The sequence below is a fragment of the Cellulomonas sp. NPDC057328 genome (assembly GCF_042667215.1).
Lineage (GTDB): Bacteria > Actinomycetota > Actinomycetes > Actinomycetales > Cellulomonadaceae > Cellulomonas.
This window is the reverse complement of sequence record NZ_JBHUZW010000081.1, coordinates 1-17,648: the sequence shown is the minus strand read 5'-3', so window position 1 is coordinate 17,648 and position 17,648 is coordinate 1. Positions and strand designations below refer to the sequence as shown.

The 17,648-nt window shown below is 76.8% G+C and carries 14 protein-coding genes; 5 read left to right on the top strand and 9 right to left on the bottom strand.

What is annotated here, in order from left to right; translation table 11 throughout:
• Window positions 1–194 precede the first annotated feature (194 nt).
• Complete coding sequence (locus ACFUMH_RS13765) at window positions 195–1,244, top strand: hypothetical protein (RefSeq protein ID WP_378206434.1); 1,050 nt, start codon at window positions 195–197, stop codon at window positions 1,242–1,244.
• A gap of 112 nt (window positions 1,245–1,356) precedes the next feature.
• On the opposite strand, the gene ACFUMH_RS13760 is transcribed toward ACFUMH_RS13765, so the two are convergent.
• The 3 genes from ACFUMH_RS13760 to ACFUMH_RS13750 all read right to left on the bottom strand — a co-directional run bounded on the left by ACFUMH_RS13760 (window position 1,357) and on the right by ACFUMH_RS13750 (window position 7,096).
• On the bottom strand, window positions 1,357–5,829 hold the full coding sequence (locus tag ACFUMH_RS13760; RefSeq protein ID WP_378206431.1) for an FtsK/SpoIIIE domain-containing protein: 4,473 nt from the start codon (window positions 5,827–5,829) through the stop codon (window positions 1,357–1,359).
• A 53-nt stretch (window positions 5,830–5,882) separates the two neighbouring features.
• Window positions 5,883–6,176, bottom strand: coding sequence for a WXG100 family type VII secretion target (locus ACFUMH_RS13755; protein ID WP_378206427.1), 294 nt, complete (start codon window positions 6,174–6,176; stop codon window positions 5,883–5,885).
• Window positions 6,177–6,775: 599 nt separating this feature from the next.
• Complete coding sequence (locus ACFUMH_RS13750; RefSeq protein ID WP_378206424.1) at window positions 6,776–7,096, bottom strand: hypothetical protein; 321 nt, start codon at window positions 7,094–7,096, stop codon at window positions 6,776–6,778.
• Window positions 7,097–7,329: 233 nt separating this feature from the next.
• On the opposite strand from ACFUMH_RS13750, the gene ACFUMH_RS13745 reads away from it, so the two are divergent.
• Window positions 7,330–7,893, top strand: coding sequence for a hypothetical protein (locus ACFUMH_RS13745; protein ID WP_378206421.1), 564 nt, complete (start codon window positions 7,330–7,332; stop codon window positions 7,891–7,893).
• A complete protein-coding gene (locus ACFUMH_RS13740) occupies window positions 7,893–8,240 on the top strand; it encodes a hypothetical protein (protein WP_378206418.1) in 348 nt (115 codons plus the stop codon). The genes ACFUMH_RS13745 and ACFUMH_RS13740 overlap by 1 nt, the downstream gene beginning before the upstream one ends.
• Window positions 8,241–8,389: 149 nt before the next feature.
• Here ACFUMH_RS13740 and ACFUMH_RS13735 read toward each other — a convergent pair whose 3' ends face one another.
• The 3 genes from ACFUMH_RS13735 to ACFUMH_RS13725 are packed head-to-tail and all read right to left on the bottom strand — an operon-like array spanning window position 8,390 to window position 10,840.
• Entirely contained in the window at window positions 8,390–9,262 is an 873-nt protein-coding gene (locus tag ACFUMH_RS13735) for a LysR family transcriptional regulator substrate-binding protein (protein ID WP_378206415.1), read from the bottom strand.
• On the bottom strand, window positions 9,259–9,990 hold the full coding sequence (gene trmB, locus ACFUMH_RS13730; RefSeq protein WP_378206412.1) for a tRNA (guanosine(46)-N7)-methyltransferase TrmB: 732 nt from the start codon (window positions 9,988–9,990) through the stop codon (window positions 9,259–9,261). Before trmB ends, ACFUMH_RS13735 begins: the two co-directional genes overlap by 4 nt.
• A gap of 58 nt (window positions 9,991–10,048) precedes the next feature.
• Window positions 10,049–10,840: a VOC family protein gene (locus ACFUMH_RS13725; protein WP_378206409.1), complete on the bottom strand. Its 792-nt coding sequence runs from the start codon at window positions 10,838–10,840 to the stop codon at window positions 10,049–10,051.
• 157 nt (window positions 10,841–10,997) lie between these two features.
• Between ACFUMH_RS13725 and ACFUMH_RS13720 the strand changes: the two genes are divergently transcribed.
• Entirely contained in the window at window positions 10,998–12,116 is a 1,119-nt protein-coding gene (locus ACFUMH_RS13720) for a cation diffusion facilitator family transporter (RefSeq protein WP_378206406.1), read from the top strand.
• A 6-nt stretch (window positions 12,117–12,122) separates the two neighbouring features.
• On the opposite strand, the gene ACFUMH_RS13715 is transcribed toward ACFUMH_RS13720, so the two are convergent.
• The 3 genes from ACFUMH_RS13715 to ACFUMH_RS13705 all read right to left on the bottom strand — a co-directional run bounded on the left by ACFUMH_RS13715 (window position 12,123) and on the right by ACFUMH_RS13705 (window position 14,734).
• Window positions 12,123–13,133, bottom strand: a complete 1,011-nt coding sequence (locus ACFUMH_RS13715) for an alpha/beta hydrolase (protein ID WP_378206403.1) — start codon at window positions 13,131–13,133, stop codon at window positions 12,123–12,125.
• Between the two features lie 236 nt (window positions 13,134–13,369).
• Window positions 13,370–14,026 carry a histidine phosphatase family protein gene (locus ACFUMH_RS13710; protein WP_378206399.1) on the bottom strand — a complete coding sequence of 219 codons (657 nt, stop codon included), beginning with the start codon at window positions 14,024–14,026 and terminating at the stop codon, window positions 13,370–13,372.
• Between the two features lie 120 nt (window positions 14,027–14,146).
• The gene (locus ACFUMH_RS13705; protein ID WP_378206396.1) at window positions 14,147–14,734 is read right to left on the bottom strand and encodes a glyoxalase superfamily protein; all 588 of its coding nucleotides are present in this window, start codon (window positions 14,732–14,734) and stop codon (window positions 14,147–14,149) included.
• A 285-nt stretch (window positions 14,735–15,019) separates the two neighbouring features.
• On the opposite strand from ACFUMH_RS13705, the gene clpB reads away from it, so the two are divergent.
• A complete protein-coding gene (gene clpB, locus ACFUMH_RS13700; protein WP_378206393.1) occupies window positions 15,020–17,605 on the top strand; it encodes an ATP-dependent chaperone ClpB in 2,586 nt (861 codons plus the stop codon).
• The last annotated feature ends 43 nt before the right edge of the window (window positions 17,606–17,648 follow it).

Below are 17,648 nucleotides of genomic sequence, written 5' to 3'. Positions count from 1 at the left end.
TCCGCCCCGCTCCGGGGGGGGGGGGCGGGCCGCGGCGCAACTTCACCCGTCTGCGCGGTCCGGTTCGCCCCCGGGGTCCTGTTGCGGCGGTTTCGTGGTGGGTGCCCGCCGGGGTGTGCCGGCCCTAGCCTCCGGAGCGCACGTCCCGCGATCCCGCCGCGTCGTCGCCGAGCGCGGCCTGTGAAGGAGTACCCGTGTCCCCCACGCCCCTGCGGCGGGCGGCTGCCGCCGTCGCGCTCTCCGCCCTCCTGCTGACGAGCGGCGCGGTCGCCGCGCAGGCCGACGTCGTCCCGTCCCCGACGGCGTCGCCGACGGTCGAGCCGACCGACGAGCCCACGTCGACGCCGACCGACGAGCCGACGGCCGAGCCGACCGACGAGCCCACGGCGGAGCCGACGGACGAGCCCACGGCGGAGCCGACGGACGAGCCGACCGTGGAGCCCACGGACGAGCCCACGGCGGAGCCGACCGACGAGCCCACCCCGGAGCCGACCGACGAGCCGTCGCCGGCCGTCGTGCCGGCCCCGGCGCTCACCGTCGTGCAGCCCACGTGCACCGGCCTGACCGCCGGCTCGACGGGCCGCATCGTCATCGAGCCGGGCGCGCGCACCGAGTGGCTCATCGCCACGACGGACTCGCTGTTCGCCCTGAGCGAGGAGGACGTCGTCGAGGTGGGCGAGGCCGGCACCCGCGGTGACGTCGCCGTGTCACCGGGTGTTTACCACGTCTTCGCGTTCCCGATCGACGCGCAGTTCAGCTCGGTGGGCGAGTGGGAGCAGTTCGACGACTTCGACCTCCTCTACCGCGCCGTCACCGTCAACGCGTTCTCGGGCACCTGCCCGGTCGCGGACGAGCTGACCCCCGCCACCAAGGGTGGCTTCACCGCGCCGGCGACGGTCGGCGCGGGCGGCACGCTGGTCCTGTCGGGCCTGCCGGCCGGCGCGGCGCTGCACGGCTACCTGTTCTCGGTGCCCACCGACCTCGGCGTGGCGACGGTGGCCGCCGACGGCACGCTGCGTCTGACGGTCCCCGCGTCGGTCGCCGCGGGCACGCACCGCGTCGCGCTGTACCGCGCGGACGGCACCCTCCTCGGCTGGCAGTACGTCGAGGTCCTCGCCGCCGGCGGCACGGGCGCCCTGGCTGTCACCGGTGTGGACCCCCGCGCGGGCGGCCTCGCCGTGGCCGTCCTCGTCGCGGCCGGCGGTGCGCTGATGCTCACGCGTCGTCGCCTGACGGCCGTCTGACCTCCCGCACCACCTCGCACCATCTCGTCCGGCGCCCGGTCGGCCACCCGCAGCGGTGGCCCGCCGGGCGTCGGCGCGTCGGGGGCCGGTCGTGGAAACGTACCCCTCCTCCTCACGCGGTCGCCGACGCGGCTGCCGGGCGCGACACCCGGCCCGGCCACGCGTCGGCGTCGGCGACCGGCACCTGCACGCGCCGCAGGCGACCCGACTCGACGACGACGCCCCGCCCCGGCGGGAACTCCGCGCGGGACATCCGCGGGAACGGCGTCCGGAAGAGCGTGTCGCCGTCGACGTGGTCGGGCTGCAGCACCAGCCCGCGCCGCGCACCGCGGATCTCGGCGACGAGCGGCCACGCCGAGCCCCACGTCGAGGTCTCCGACTCGGCGACGACGAGGTGGTCGTGGCGGCGCGCGGCCCGCACGGCCTCGGTGAGGGGCTGCTCGGCGGGACCGCCGAGCAGGTCGGCTAGCGACTCGACCACCAGCACCACGCCCATCCGGCCGTCGGCCGGCTGCCGCAGGTCCGGCAGCAGGCGCCGGGCCAGCGCCGCTGCCTCCTCCGGCGTCACGGCGGTCTCCGTCCACACGGGCGCCGACCGGACCGCCGAGCGGCGGGAGCCCACGTAGTAGAGCGGTGCGTCGGGCGCGAACCGGCGCAGCGACGTCGCGAGCGCGGTGAGCACGGTGGACCGCCCGCTGCCCGGCAGGCCGGCGACGAGGAACGTGCCGCGCGGCTCGACGCCGACGGGCGCGAGCGTGTCGTCGGCGACGCCGAGCACCGGCCGACCGTCCACGGCCGTCGGCAGGCTCGAGAGGGTCACGTGCACGGGCAGCCGCCGCACGGGCGGCGCCGGGGTGACGCCCGCCGCGCGCAGGTGGGCCGCGAGCCGCTCCACCTCGGCGGACTGCTCCGCCGGGTCGGTCGTCCCGCCGGGCACGGCGACCTGCAGCTCGTGCCCCGTGCCGACGGGCACGGCGCGGCCGGGCGGTGACGCGGGCGTGAGGACGTCGGCCGGCACGCCGAGCAGGCCGTACGCGGCGGCGTCCGCCTGCCGCAGCACCACGCGGCACGGCACGCTGCCCGCGAGCGCGGTCGGCAGCGCCCCCGGCCGCTCGGCCGCCATCACCACGTGCACGCCGAGCGGGCGTCCCTCGGCGACGACGCGCCGGAACGCGGCGAACGTCGCGGCGCGCCCGGGCTCGGACTCCCAGGCGTCGCGGAACGCACCGAGCCCGTCGACGAGCAGCAGCACGCGCGGCTCGTCCGCCCGGCCGGTCAGCGCGCGGTACTGCGTGAGGGTGCCCGCGCGCGCCTGCGCGTACCGGGCGGTGCGCTCCTCGACCGTCGCGAGGAGGGTGCGCACGAGGCGCGTGACGCGCTCGGTGTCGGCGCCGTCCACGACCGCGCCGACGTGCGGCAGCGGCGCGAGCATGGCGAGGCCGCCGGCGCCGAGGTCCAGGCCGTACACGTGCACGGGGAACCCGGCGGCGGTGGCGCGCCCGGCGCCGACGGCGAGCGTGCGCAGCGCCGTGGACGTGCCCGCGCCGCCCGTGCCGTGCAGCACGAGCGCGCCGTCGTCGGGCCGGTACGCGTACGGGACCTGGCGCTGCTCGTCCGGCCGGTCGAGGACGCCGAGCGGCAGCGCGGTGTCGTCGGTGACGGGCAGGTCCGCCAGGTCGTGCACCGCGGTCAGCTCGGGCAGCCAGGGCCGGCGGGGCGGTCGCACGCCGGCCAGGTCGGCGGCGCGCGCGACGGTGCGCACGACCCGGGCGATGTCGGTGGGGCCGTCCTCGGCGGCCGCGTCGGCGGGCGACACCGGCGCGAGCCACGGCTCGCCGGGCCCGAACGCGAGCGACTCGACCTCGACGGTCCCGGTGGACCCGGCGGCGGAGCGGCCGCCGGCGTACGCCGCCTGGAACAGCGCGAGCCGCCCGGGCCCCGTCCGCACGGCGCCGCGGCCCGGTACGCCCGGGTCGACGTGCGCCGACACCGGGGACCCGAGCACGTCGGTCGAGTCCTGCTCGTCCGCCGTGCGCAGGGCGATGCGCAGCGTGGTGTTCGCGCGCAGGTTCTCGGTGATGACGCCGGCGGGCCGCTGCGTCGCGAGCACGAGGTGCAGGCCGAGGGAGCGGCCGCGCTGCGCGACGTCGACGACGCCCGCCACGAACTCGGGCACCTCGGCGACGAGTGCCGCGAACTCGTCGACGACGATCACGAGCGCCGGCGGGGTGTCCGGGTGGCCGGTGCGTTCCAGCGTGAGGAGGTCCTTGGCGCCCACCCGGTGCAGCAGCTGCTCGCGCCGGCGCAGCTCCGCCCGCAGCGACGTCAGGGCGCGCCGGACCAGGTGCGGGGTGAGGTCCGTGACGAGACCGACGCAGTGCGGCAGGTCGACGCAGTCCGCGAACGCGGCGCCGCCCTTGTAGTCGACGAGCAGGAACGTCACGCGGTCGGGGCTGTGCGCCGTGGCCATCGCGAGCACCCACGTCTGCAGGAACTCGCTCTTGCCGGAGCCGGTCGTGCCAGCGACCAGCGCGTGCGGTCCCTGGCGGCGCAGGTCCAGCACCAGCTCCCCGCCGACGCCCTGCCCGACCACCGCGCGCAGCGTCGCGTCCGCGCGCCGCGACGCGCGCGGCGGTTCGAGGTCGCGCGGCGCCTGCGGGTCGAGCGGCGCCGCCGGTCCGCGCTCGACGAGCGACCCCGTCTCGCGCCAGCGCTCCACGACGGCCGCGGGGTCGTCGGCGACCTCGTGCCCCGCGAGGGCGAGGTAGCCGACCGTGCGCGGCAGGTCGCTCTCGTCCTCGACCGGGGCGCCCGCGTCGACCACGCCGGCGAGGTGCAGCCCGAGCGCGGCGGTGGTCCCGTCGTTGACCGGCTCGACGGTGACGTGGTGCCAGGTGCGCTCGTCGACGACGCCGGCGCGGACACCGGTGTCGCCGCAGAGCAGGAACGCGCGGCACGCGGCGGGCAGCCGCGCGGGCGACGGCGCGCACCAGACGACGTGCACGCCGACGGCCGGGCCGTCCTCGGCGAGCCGCACGAGCCGTCCGCGCTCGACGGGCGCGTCGTCCTCGACGACGAGCACCACGGCGGGGTGCGGGCCCGCGGCGCGGCCCCGGCCGGCGCGCGCCGCGACCAGCTCCTCCAGCCCCGCGACGACCGCGCCGCACGTGGCCGGGTTGTCGCCGAGGTGGGCGTCGAGCGGGCTGTGCGGGCTCGCCGTGTGCGGCAGCCACGTCAGCCACTCCCACGCGCGCGCCCGGCGCGCCGACGCGACGGCCGTGACGACGAGCTCGGCCGGCGAGTGCAGGCACACGAGCTGGGCGACCAGCCCGCGGGCGACCGCCGCCGCGTGCTGCGGCGGACCGGCGGCGCCGATGCCCCCGACGTCCCGCAGGCGCACCACGAGCGGCACGCCGTGCACGTCGGCCAGCCCGGCGGCGGCCTCCTCGAGCTCCGCGCGCAGCGCCCCGTCCGCCTGCCCGCGCGGCGGCAGGCGCACCGTGGTGCGCGACGGCGCGCTCCCCGTGCCCAGCCGGACCGCGAGGAACTCGTCGTCCGCGGGCCGCCGGCACCACAGCAGCGGGCCGAGCGCGAACGCCGCCCCGACCGCCTCGCCCGTCGAGGGGTGCTCGCGCAGCCGCGCGGCGACCTCCTCGGCGTGGTCGGCGCGCACCTGCGCGACGACGCGGGCGAGGTCGGCGCGGAACGCCTCCGCCTGGCCGCGCACGCGGGCGCGCTCGCCGGTGCGACGGTCCCACCACGACGCCACGAGCAGCAGCGGGCTGAGCGCGACGAACGCCAGCGTGAGCGGGCTGCGCGTCACCGCGAACAGGGCGAGGCCGAGCAGCGCCGGCGCGAGCGCCGCGAGCCACGGGAAGCGCTGCGGCCGCACGCGGTCCGGCGGCACCGGCGCCTCGACGTCGCGCTCGGCGTACCGCGGCACGACCAGCGGCGGCCGGTTGAACGCCACGACCGCGCCGCCGTGGCCGGTGGTCGTCGCGCCGCGCAGCCGCTCGACGCGCAGCGTGGTGTCACCGATCCGCACGACGTCGTCCGCCTCGAGGGCGGCGCGCGCGACGAGCCCGCCGTCGACCAGCACGCCGCTCGCGGATCCGTGGTCGACGACCTCGACGCGGTCGGTGACGACCACGCGCGCGTGCCGCGCGGACACCCGGCGGTCGTGCAGGCGCACGGTCGCGGCGCGCCCGCGGCCGACGACCGACACCCCCGCCGGCAGCAGCACCTCGAGTCCCGCGTCGGGACCGCCGAGGACGACCAGCCGAGCGGCCGCCTCGGCGACGTCGTCCCCGGGCCCGGCCGGCCCGGGGACCACCGGCACGACCGACACCGTCGAGCCCGGCCGCAGCCCCGCGTCCACGAGCGACGCCGACCGGGGGAGCGGCCGCACGTCCGTGCCGCCGACGTCGACGACCTCGAGGCGCACCTCGCCGGGCGGACCGCCGAGCCGGGGGTCCGCGCGGACGAGCGTGTCCGAGACGTCGCCGACGGTCGTCACGGCGTCGGCACCGACCACGACGGCGTCGGTCGTGCCGTCGGGCCGGCGGAGCAGCAGGCGGGTGCGCACGTCAGCGCGCCGCCGGCGTGCGGAGGGTGGTCGTCACGGCCGGGCGCGGGGCGTCAGCGCAGGCCCGCGGCGAGCTGCGCGTCCGCGTCCTCGAGCGTCGTCGCCGCGGCGGTGAGGTACTGGCCGAGGCTCGTCAGCGCCGACACGGTCTCGGTCGCGCCCTGGGTGAACTGGCGGTACGTCTCGCCGAACGCAACCGACGCCTGGTCCGTCACGAACCCGGACGAGATGAGCGACTCGATGAACGACCGCAGCTCGGCCAGCCGCGTCGTGATCTCGTCCTCGCCGGCGGTCAGCCGCGTCGCCGCGTCCCGCATCTCCTGGTAGGTCACGTCGATGTTCGCCATGGTGCCGTCCTCCGGGCAGACGCGGGTCGGCCCCGCGCGGCCGTCGTGAGCCCCTGCTCCGACGGCGGTGACGGTAGGGGAGGACGTCGGGAGCGCGTGCGCGTCCTCCACAGGCCCCGCCGGCCCGCGCGGACCGCCTCCGCGTGCGGCGTTCTCCACCGCACTCGTGTCACGCCCTCGGCAACCACATCACGGAGGTGGTGCACACCTCCGGCGACACGACCAACACCTCCGCGTGCTCCATCGGCGCGGGTCGCCCGCCCGCATGCCGTGCAGACGGTGACCCGCACAGGTGCGGCCGGCGCGGCGACGCGCACGTACGCGTACGGCGGGAGCGGCAAGACGACCCGCTATCGTCGCGGTCAGCCCGAAGCCGCGACCAGCAAGGAGAGCGCACATGGCGGGCTGAGGCGGAGGGCGACCCGTCACCTGGGACGTCGACGCCTACCGCGGCCGCGACGTCGTCGAGCGCTCCTCCAACTCCCCCGCCGGGTTCTCGCGCGGACTCGCCGCCCGCTACGACAAGCTCGCCACCACTGTCGCGGCGGCGCCGGCCTCGCAGCGATCATCGCCTGGCTGCGGAGCTGCCGTCCCCCCGGTCAGCGCCATCGCTCCCAGTCGTCGAGCGCCCGAGCAGCCTCGACCGCATCTCCCAGGCGGGTCGATCTCGGCCACGGGGGCGCTTCCACGGCTCCCCTCCACGTCGGGTGGACGAGTGCGAACGTGCCGTCGGTCAGGCTGACGACGACGTCATCAGAGGGTCCGTAGCGCGCCTCCACCCGCACGACCTGGCCGAACAGCTCATGGTCGGGGCCCAGCTCCGACTGGATCTCTCGAAGCACTACCGCGAAGTTGTCCTCCGCGGGTTGCTCCGGGTCGTCGCGTGCCCACCAGTCGTCCGACAGCGTGAGGGCCTCCACGCGCCGATCGTGCCACCCGGGGACGTCGGGAGACGCGTCCTGGCGGCCGAGCGGACCCGGTTCCCGCACGGCTCGACCTGCTGCTGGGCTGGGGCAGGTCCATCCTCGGGGTTGACGAAGGTGAACCGGCCGAAGAGCGAGTCGTCGTTTCCCGGCTCCGACCTGGGTGAGGCCGGCAGAGGCGCTTGTCTCTATCCTGCAACGCAGTTCGAGTCCGACCTGATGGGACGCTCATGACGTGGGAACTCGACCATCTCTGCAATTCCGGCCTGCTCGGTCCGGACGACGCCCGCCGTCTCGACGAGCTGACGTCGACCACCGACCCGGACCGGGCAGCGGAGCTCGCGATCGTGATCGAGTCCGGCGTCGCACCGGTCAGCGGAGGGCTCTCTGACGCCGCGTCGGGCGTCGTGAGCGCCCTGGTCGCGGCGCTACCACGCATGAGCCCGGCCACCCGGCCGGCAGCGCTGTCGCTGCTGACGCAGGTCGCAGGTTCCAGCCTCGTGGTGTCGACGGCTGCGGCTGTGGAGACCCGGCGATTGGTGGAGACGTCGATTCCCGTCGTGGCGGCCGTCATCGAGCTGGGGACGGAGGACGAGACGGCGCAGGTGATCCATCTGATCTCCGTGAGCGCCGCGGGGAGTCCCGCGGCAGCCGAGCGCGCCGCTTCCTATCTCGCCCGCATCGCGGCCGGGACGAGCGGCGCGATTCGCAGCAGCGCACAACGGGAGCTCGAGGACGTGCGCAGCCTCCTGGAGCGAGGACACCCGCATCTCAAGACGACGGGGGAATCCTGATGAGTGCTCAGCTCGAGGTACCTCACCTCGACGATCTCCGTGATCTCGACGTGACGATCGAGCCGTCTGAGGAGTTGGGAGTGGTCTCCGTGACGGCGTGGGCCGATGACGGCAGCCGTGTGACGCTGACGTGGGACGAGATCGCCGGATCGACGAGCATCCGATGGTCCGACGGCGGCCAGGAGCGCCTCGTGCTCGAGCGCGAGACCGCATCGAAAGTATCGGTCCGGAAGGACGGTGGCGGCGTCCGACTTCACGTCTGGTCGACGTACCAGGAGCTGAGTGGGGAGCTCGTCGTGCGAGTCGGCACGAGCGTGTCGGTGCGTGACGTCCTGTTGCTGACTTAGCACGATCCCCGATCAGGAGTGATCGGTCACGGAGTATTCCGCCTCCGGTGAGGACGCGGATCGTGGGCGTCCGCGCGTCGTGGCTGGGCGATCGAGATGCGCACCGCGCTCGGGCGCCGGGCGAAAGGCTCGCGCCCCGGGCCGGCGGGTCAGCGCGGGCGGCCCCGCGCGCCCGTGCCGCCGCGACCCGAGCCGCCGCGACCCGAGCCGCCGCGGCCTCCGCCGGTGCCGCCGCGAGCACCCGGCGCGCCGCCGCGGCCACCTGTCACGCCACCGCGGCCACCCGCCGCGCCGCTGCGGCCACGCGCACGACCGTCCGACCCGCCCGCACGTCCGGCCGCCGGCGCAGGGGCGCCCTCGCGCCCGGCGCCGTCACCTCCCGTCGCACCCTCCCCGCGCGAGCTGCCCGCCGTGCGCCCGCGGACGATGCCGACGAGCTCCTGCACGAGCGGGTGCTCGGCGTCGCGGTGCCAGACGAGGGCCACGCGTGAGCCCGGCACGCCGGGCACGTCGCGCACCGCGAACCGCTTGTCGCCGTGCTCGCGCGCGAGTGCGTGGGGGAGCACCACGACGCCCGCGCCGGACGCGACGAGGTCGAGCGCCGTGGCGGTGTCGGGGACCTCGGTGACCTGGTCGGACCCGATGGCGGCCTCCGCGCCGAGCACGTCGTCCGCCGGGACGAGCAGCGGCTCGTCGCGCAGGTCGTCGAGGTCGACCGAGTCGACGACCGTGAACAGGTGCTCGCGCGGGACGACGACGACCGCCCGGTCCTCCCACAGCGGCACGACGGCCCACCCGTCACGGGTCGCGGGGGTCACGGCGGGCAGGCCGGGCGCGGGCGCGGCGGGGGCCGGCTCGGGCGGCAGGCGCAGCACCGCGGCGTCGACCCGGCCCTCGAGCACCGCGGCGGCCGCGTCGGCGGGCGTCCCGCGCACCACGTCGAGCGGCTCGTCCGGCAGTCGCTCGGCCCACACGCGCGCCCACCGGTCCGGGGTCACGCCCGGCACGAGCAGGAGCCTCACCGGGTCCGCCGCACGATCAGGTCGGTGACGTCGTGGCCGAGGTCGAGCCCGCGCTGCTCGAACCGCGTGACGGGCCGGTGCGCGGGCCGCGGGACGACGCCGCCCGCGAGGTCCGGCTCGGCGGCGAGCACGTCGGCGGCCTGCGCGGCGTACTCCGCCCAGTCGGTGGCGACGTGGAACGTGCCGCCCACGCGCAGGCGGTCCCGCACGAGCGCGACGTGCTCCGGCTGCACGAGCCGCCGCTTGTGGTGCCGGGCCTTGGGCCACGGGTCGGGGAAGAACGCGTGCACCGCGTCGAGGGACCCGGGGGCGACCGACGCGCGCAGCAGCCGCAGCGCGTCGCCGTGCGCGACGCGCACGTTGGTCAGGCCCGCGCGCTCGACGAGCACGAGGAGCGCCGCGACGCCCGGCAGGTGCGCCTCGACCGCGAGCCAGTCACGGTCGGGGTCGGCGGCGGCCATCGCCGCGGTGGCGTCGCCCATGCCGGACCCGATCTCGACGACCAGCGGCGCCGTGCGCCCGAACAGGGCGGCGGTGTCGAGCAGCCCGTCGGGCGTGCGCGGCGGCGCGGCGCGCTCGTCGTCGACGGAGAAGCCCCACCGCGGGAACAGCCGGTCGAGCGCGTCGACCCGGTCCCGGCCCAGCGCCGCGCGGCGCGGGTGGAAGGTGCGCAGCGGCTCGTGGGGCCGCGACGCGCGGTGCGTGAACACGTCCTCGGCCGGGGGCATCGCACCAGGCTACGGGGCGGTGCCGGGCCCGGCGGCCGGCCGTCGCGCCGGCCGCGCGTCAGGCCGGGACGTCCGCCGGCGCCTGCTCGAGCAGCGCGACGACCTCGCGCGCGGGGCCCTGGGCGAGCACGAGACGGCCGTACGGCGTGTCCTCGGGGCCGCTGACGACGCTGCCTCCCACCTGCGGCACCAGGCGCGCGGCCTCGTCGGCGTCCTCGACCGCGACGTACCAGGTCCACGCCGCGGGGACGTCCGCGCCGACGCCCGCGCCGTACGCGCCGACGCCGACCGCCGGCGACCCGCCCACGGCGAGCGACGTGTACGTGAAGTCGGGGGCGCTCATGTCGGTCGGCTCGTACCCGAAGAGCTCGGTGTAGAACCGGCGGGACGCGTCGGGGTGCTGGGACATCTGCTCCGCCCACACGAACGCGCCGGGCACGTCGGTGACGTCCCAGCCGGTGTGCGTGCCGGACTGCCACAGGCCGAAGACGGCGCCCGCGGGGTCCGCGAGCACGGCGATGTCGCCGAGGCCCAGCACGGTCATCGGGCCGGCCAGCAGCTGCGCGCCGGCGGCGACGGCGTGGCCCGTGCCGAGCGTGACGTCGTCGACGGCCAGGTACAGGCACCACGCGGCGGGGTCGCCCGCGTGGCCGTCGGACGCGGGGAGCAGGCCCGCGACGCGGTGCCCGTCGACGGACGCCGTGACGTACCCGCCCGTCTCCGGCCGGCCCTCGGTGAACTCCCACCCGAGCAGGCCGCCGTAGAAGCGCTGCGCCGCGTCGAGGTCCGGCACCGTGATGTCGGCCCACGCCGGCACGCCGGCCGGCCAGGGGCTGTCGTTCACCGTCATCGGTCCCGCCGTCCTCTCGTCCGCACCCGGTGGTCCGCCGCCGGGCGGGGCACAGCCAACCATCTCGGACGCTCGTCCGCATCACGCGTCCCCAGGTCACGACGTCCCCGCGACCGCCCGCCGCGCGCGCGGCGCACCGCGGTGCTACGCCAGAGCCATGACCCGACCGCCCGAGCCGCCCGGTGCCACGGCGGCGACGCCGCCCCCGGGGCACCCGGCGACGCCGCCCCTGGGGCACCCGGCGACGCCGCCCTCCGAGCACCCGTCCCCGTCCGTCGCCGCCGCGGACGCGGCCGCCCCGCCCGACGCGTGGGACGGCCTCGCCGGCGACGACGACGCCGGCGGCGGCGAGTCCCTGCTCACGGTCGTCCTGGCACTCGTCGCCAACGTGCTCATCGCCGTCGCGAAGTCGGTCGCCGCCGTCGTCACGGGCGCCGCGTCCATGCTCGCCGAGGCCGCGCACTCGTGGGCCGACGCAGGCAACGAGGTGCTGCTGCTGATCGCGCACCGCCGCGGGGAGCGCGCCGCCGACGCGACCCACCCCCTCGGGCACGGCCGCGAGGTCTACGTGTGGGCGATGTTCGCGGCGATCGGGCTGTTCGGCGTCGGCGCCGGCGTGTCGGTGACGCACGGGATCCAGGAGCTCGTCCACCCGGAGCCGGCCGGGTCGTTCACGGTCGCGTACGTGGTGCTCGGGATCGCGTTCGTGCTCGAGGGCGTGTCGTTCGCGCAGGCGTGGCGGCAGTCGCGCGCGGACGCGCGCCGGCGCCACCGCGGGCTGCTCGCGCAGGTGCTGCGGACGTCCGACCCGACCGTGCGCGCCGTCTTCTTCGAGGACGCCGCCGCGCTCGTCGGCATCCTCATCGCCGCCGCGGGCATCGCGGCGCACCAGGTCACCGGGTCGCCGGTGCCGGACGCGGTCGGGTCGATCCTCGTGGGCGTCCTCCTCGGCGTCGTCGCCGTCGTCCTCATCGTGCGCAACCTGCGCTTCATCGTCGGCGAGGCCGTCGACCCGGCGCTGCGCGACGCGGCCCTGCGGCGCCTGCTCGACATGCCGGAGGTCGTGCGAGTGACGAGCCTGCGCATCGAGTTCGTCGGCGCGCGGCGCGTGTTCCTCGTCGGCGCCGTGGACCTGGCGGGCAACCCCGCGGAGGACGACGCGGCGCACGTGCTCGCGCGGGTCGAGCGACGCACGCGCGCGATCCCGGGGGTCGTGGGCGCGGTGCTGTCGCTGTCGGAGCCGCAGGAGCCGTCGCTGGTCCCGGCGGACGGCTGACGCGCGCTACGCGTCCCCGTCCTGCTCGGGCCGCGTGCCGACGCGGGTGTCGAGGAACCGGCGGACCTCCGCGAGGTAGCGCTCGCGGGCGGGTGCGGGCGACAGCGCGAGGTCGTGCGCCCCGCCGGGCACCTGCACGAACGTCACGTCCGGCCCGAGCAGCGGCGCGCGGGCCGCGATCTGCGCGGGGTCGAGCACCGAGTCGGTGCTGAGCAGGGCGTCGTGCCAGCGGTCGTCGGGGCCGGCGGCGTCGGACGCGAGGACGAGCACCGGGCAGTCGACGGCCAGGCCGCGGGCCACGCGCGCGTGCCCGCGCCGGACCGTCCGCGCGAACCCCGCGCGCACGTCGAAGCCGTGCGGCTTCCACGCGAGGTCGTAGTCCCACTCGCCGCCGCTCGCCGCGTGCAGCGCCTCGCCGTAGTGCCGTGCCGTCCGCGACACGACGAGGCGAGGCGCCACCCGGCCGACGACGTCGATCGCCTGCGTCAGCGCGGTGCGCTCGAACGTGTTCCCGCGCAGCTCGAGCCACGGGGAGTTGAGGACGAGCGCGTCGACGAGCCCGCGGCTGCGGCGGGCGTGCGCCCACAGCGCCGCCGTGAGCCCGCCGGTCGAGTGCGCCATCACGACGAGCCGGTCGTGCGACGCGCGCAGCAGGCCCACCGCCGTGTCGATCTCCTCGTCGTACGTGGCCAGGTCCGTGATCTCGTTCGCCGGCCGGCCGGGACGGATCGAGCGGCCGTAGTCGCGCAGGTCGAGGGCCCACAGGTCGTACCCGGCGCCGGCGAGGGCGTCGGCGACGTGCGGGTGGAAGAAGTAGTCGACGAACCCGTGCAGGTAGAGCACCGCCGTGCGTGGGCGCGGGTGGTCGGCGTCGGGGCGCCGGTGGACGAGCGTCGCGACCGGGTCGGGTGCGCCGCGGCGGGACAGCGCGTCCGGGCGCAGCGGCAGCGTGCGGGCGACCCAGCCGGGTCCCAGCACGTCGTCGGTCTCGGGCGGCCCTACCGCGTCGTCGCTCACGCGCCGATGCTGCCACCGTCCGCCGGCACGGAGCACCCGACCCGCCACGGGGGCCAGCCACCCCCCGCCCCCGACCCGCCGACCCGGTCGTCGCGCAGCACGCCACCGCGGATCCGCTGCACGACGGCCGGTTCGCCACGCCCGACGCCGTTCCGGCCGGGTCGACCCGGCCGCCGTGCAGCACGCGGGTGCGGGGTCGCTGCACGACGGCCGGGTCGTGCGCCCGGCCGGGGGCTTCAGGCGACCGACGGGACCGGGGTCGGCTGCGTCATGGGGCGCGCGGCGACGTGGCCCTGACCGGCGACGTCGAGCGCGAGCTGCGTGATCCGCGCCGTGCCGTCGGGCGTGACCTCGACCGTGGACACGGACGCGTTCGGCAGCGGCACCAGCCCGACCGGGTCGATCGTGGCGAGGTACGCGCCGAGGGCGAGGCCGTGCCCGACGACGAGCACGTGACCCTCGGGGTGCTCGGCGGCGATGCGGGCGAAGACGGCGCGCGTGCGACCCATGAAGTCCGCGGCGTGCTCGCCGCCGGGCAGCCCGGGGTGCGTGCCCGCGAGGACGTCCGTGACGAGGTCGGACCACGCGACGACGCCGTCGAGCGTCGACTCGGGCTTCTGCTCGTAGACGCCGAAGTGGTACTCGCGCAGGTCGGGGTCGGTGCGCAGGCGGACGTCGGGGTGGGGCCGCAGCAGCTCGACGGCCGTCGTGACGGCGCGCCCGGACGGGGACGCCCACGCGGCGGTGAACGGCATGCCGGCGAGGTGGCGCGCGGTCGTGCGGACGCCCTCGCGGCCGGGGCGGGTCAGCGGGGAGTCGCAGCGGCCCTGCAGGATGCGCCGCGCGTTGAAGTGGGTGCGCCCGTGCCGGACGAGCGTCAGCGTGAGGGTCATCGGTGCCCTTCCTCTCCTGGTGTCACGGCGACGCTAGGCAGGGCGCGTGTCGGCCCGGCGACGGGGCCGCGACGGCGCGGTGACGGGTGGGCGTCGAGCCGCGCCGGCACGCCGACGACGTCAGGGCGTCGGCGTGCAGAGGCGCAGCCGGTTCCCGAACGGGTCGAGCACCTCGGCCGTCGGCCCGCCGGGCGCGTCGACGTCGATCCCCGGGCGCTGACGTCCGCCGGTCCGCTCGTGCACCCGCGCGGCGAGGGCGGCGACGTCCGCGACGGGCACCCACAGCACGGCGCCGTAGACCCCGTCACCGGGGTGCTCCGACAGGTGCAGGCGCAGGTCGTCGCGGGAGACCTGCGCGTACACCGGGAGCCCGGGCTCGAACCGGTGCTCCCAGTCGAGCCGGCAGCCGAGGACGTCGAGGTAGAACCCGTACGCCGTCGCGGCGTCGAGCACCCGGACGACCGGCACGGCGGCGCCCACGACGCCCCGCGGCCGGGGTGGCGCCGCCGCGCCGCCCGGGGAGCCGACGGTGGAGCCGTCCGCCGTGGCGGCGGCGAGCGCGTTCCAGTCGCGCAGCCCGTGCGCGTGCGCGACGAGCTCGAGCGCGCGGGAGTGGGTCACGGCGTGGCCGTCGGCGGCGAGGTCGGCGCGCAGGGCGCGGGCCATGGCCTTGGCGTGCTCGGGCGTGGGGAGCGGGTGGGCGGTCACGGTGCCTCCGGGGCGACGGGACCCGTGACCGGTGCTCGCGTTGCCGGTGCCGTCCCGTCGCTCGTCGACGCGCCGTGGCGGTGCTCCTCGCGGCACGTTCACCGTCCCCTGAGGGGTGCGAGCGGCGGGCCGTGCCCGGCCCGGTCCCACGGTAGACCGCCCGGCGCGCGGTGCCCAGAGCGCAGCCCAAACCAGACTTGAGCGGAATAGACTCAAGTCTGCGGTCCGTTGAGGACGTCAGGAGAACAGGAACGACGTGCGGGTGGTCCCGCACAGGGAGGTCACGTGGACGCGAAGTTCACCACGCGGTCGCAGGAGGCCCTCGGCGACGCGATCCAGCAGGCGAGCGCGGCGGGCAACCCGCAGCTCGAGCCGGCGCACGTCCTCAACGCGCTGCTGCAGCAGGAGGGCGGCGTCGCCAACGGGCTGCTCGACGCCGTCGGCGCCGACCGCACCGCGCTCGGCCGTGCCGTGCGCGGCATCCTCGTCAACCTGCCGTCGTCGAGCGGCTCGACCGTCGCGCAGCCCAGCGCGTCGCGGCAGACGGCCGTCGCGCTCGAGGCGGCGAACGCCGAGGCGCGCAGCCTCGGCGACGACTACGTCTCGACCGAGCACCTGCTCATCGGCCTCGCGGCCGGCCAGTCCGGCGTCGCCGACGCGCTGCGCGCGGCCGGGGCGTCCCGCGACGCGCTCGTCGCCGCGCTGCCGTCCGTGCGGGGCAGCGCGCGCGTCACGACGCCGAACCCCGAGGGCACGTACAAGGCCCTCGAGCAGTACGGCGTCGACCTGACGCAGCGGGCGCGCGACGGCAAGCTCGACCCGGTGATCGGCCGCGACGCGGAGATCCGCCGCGTCGTCCAGGTGCTGTCGCGGCGCACCAAGAACAACCCCGTGCTCATCGGCGAGCCCGGCGTCGGCAAGACCGCCGTCGTCGAGGGCCTCGCCCAGCGCATCGTCGCCGGCGACGTGCCGGAGTCGCTGCGCGGCAAGACGCTCGTCTCGCTCGACCTCGCGTCGATGGTCGCGGGCGCCAAGTACCGCGGCGAGTTCGAGGAGCGCCTCAAGGCCGTGCTCGCGGAGATCACCGCGTCCGAGGGGCAGGTCGTCACGTTCATCGACGAGCTGCACACGGTCGTCGGTGCGGGCGCCGGCGGCGAGGGCGCCATGGACGCGGGCAACATGCTCAAGCCCATGCTGGCGCGCGGCGAGCTGCGCCTCGTCGGCGCGACGACGCTCGACGAGTACCGCGAGCGCATCGAGAAGGACCCGGCGCTCGAGCGGCGGTTCCAGCAGGTGTTCGTGGGCGAGCCGTCGGTGGAGGACACCGTCGCGATCCTGCGCGGCCTGCGCGAGCGGTACGCCGCGCACCACCGCGTCGAGATCTCCGACGGCGCGATCGTCGCCGCGGCGACGCTGTCCGACCGGTACATCACCGGCCGCCAGCTTCCCGACAAGGCCATCGACCTGATCGACGAGGCCGCGTCCCGCCTGCGCATGGAGCTCGACTCGTCGCCGGTCGAGATCGACGAGCTGCAGCGCGCCGTCACGCGCCTGGAGATGGAGGAGCAGTTCCTCGCCACGGCCGACGACCCGGCGTCGCAGGACCGTCTCGCGCGCCTGCGCGCCGACCTGGCGGACCGCCGCGAGGAGCTCGCGTCGCTCAACGCCCGGTGGGAGAAGGAGAAGGGCGGGCGCAACCGGGTCGGCGACCTGCGCGTGCGCCTCGACCAGCTGCGCGCCGACGCGGACCGCGCGCAGCGCGAGGGCGACCTCGCGACGGCGGGCCGCCTGCTCTACGGCGAGATCCCGGCGGTCGAGAAGGAGATCGCCGCGGCGGAGGCGTCCGAGGCCGAGCCGAGCACCGAGGCGCCGATGGTCGCCGACAAGGTCGGCCCGGACGAGGTCGCCGAGGTCGTCGCCGCGTGGACCGGCATCCCGGCCGGGCGCCTGCTCGAGGGCGAGACGCAGAAGCTGCTGCGCATGGAGGACGTCCTCGGCGAGCGCCTCATCGGGCAGCAGAAGGCCGTGGCGGCCGTGTCCGACGCGGTGCGCCGCGCACGCGCCGGCGTCTCCGACCCCGACCGCCCGACCGGGTCGTTCCTGTTCCTCGGCCCGACCGGCGTCGGCAAGACCGAGCTGGCGAAGGCGCTCGCGGACTTCCTCTTCGACGACGAGCGCGCCATGGTGCGCATCGACATGAGCGAGTACGGCGAGAAGCACTCCGTCGCGCGGCTCGTCGGTGCGCCCCCGGGGTACGTCGGCTACGAGGAGGGCGGCCAGCTCACCGAGGCCGTGCGGCGGCGCCCGTACTCGGTGGTGCTGCTCGACGAGGTCGAGAAGGCGCACCCCGAGGTGTTCGACGTGCTGCTGCAGGTGCTCGACGACGGCCGCCTGACCGACGGCCAGGGCCGCACGGTCGACTTCCGCAACGTCATCCTCGTGCTCACGTCGAACCTCGGCTCGCAGTTCCTCGTCGACCCGACGCTGGACGAGACGGCCCGGCGCGAGGCCGTGATGAGCGCCGTGCGAGCGGCGTTCAAGCCGGAGTTCCTCAACCGGCTCGACGACGTCGTCCTGTTCGACGCCCTCACGCTCGAGCAGATCGGGTCGATCGTCGACCTGCAGGTCGACCTGCTGGGCCGCCGCCTGGCGGACCGGCGCCTCACCCTCGACGTCACGCCCGGCGCGCGCGAGTGGCTCGCGCTCGAGGGGTACGACCCGGCGTACGGCGCCCGTCCGCTGCGCCGCCTCGTGCAGAAGGAGATCGGCGACCGCCTCGCCCGGGCGCTGCTCGCCGGCGAGGTGCGCGACGGCGACACCGTGCACGTCGACCTCGCCGACGGCGGCCTGACCGTGACGGCGACGCGCTGACGTCCTGAGGGCGCGCCCGCACCGACGGGGCCCGGTCCCACCG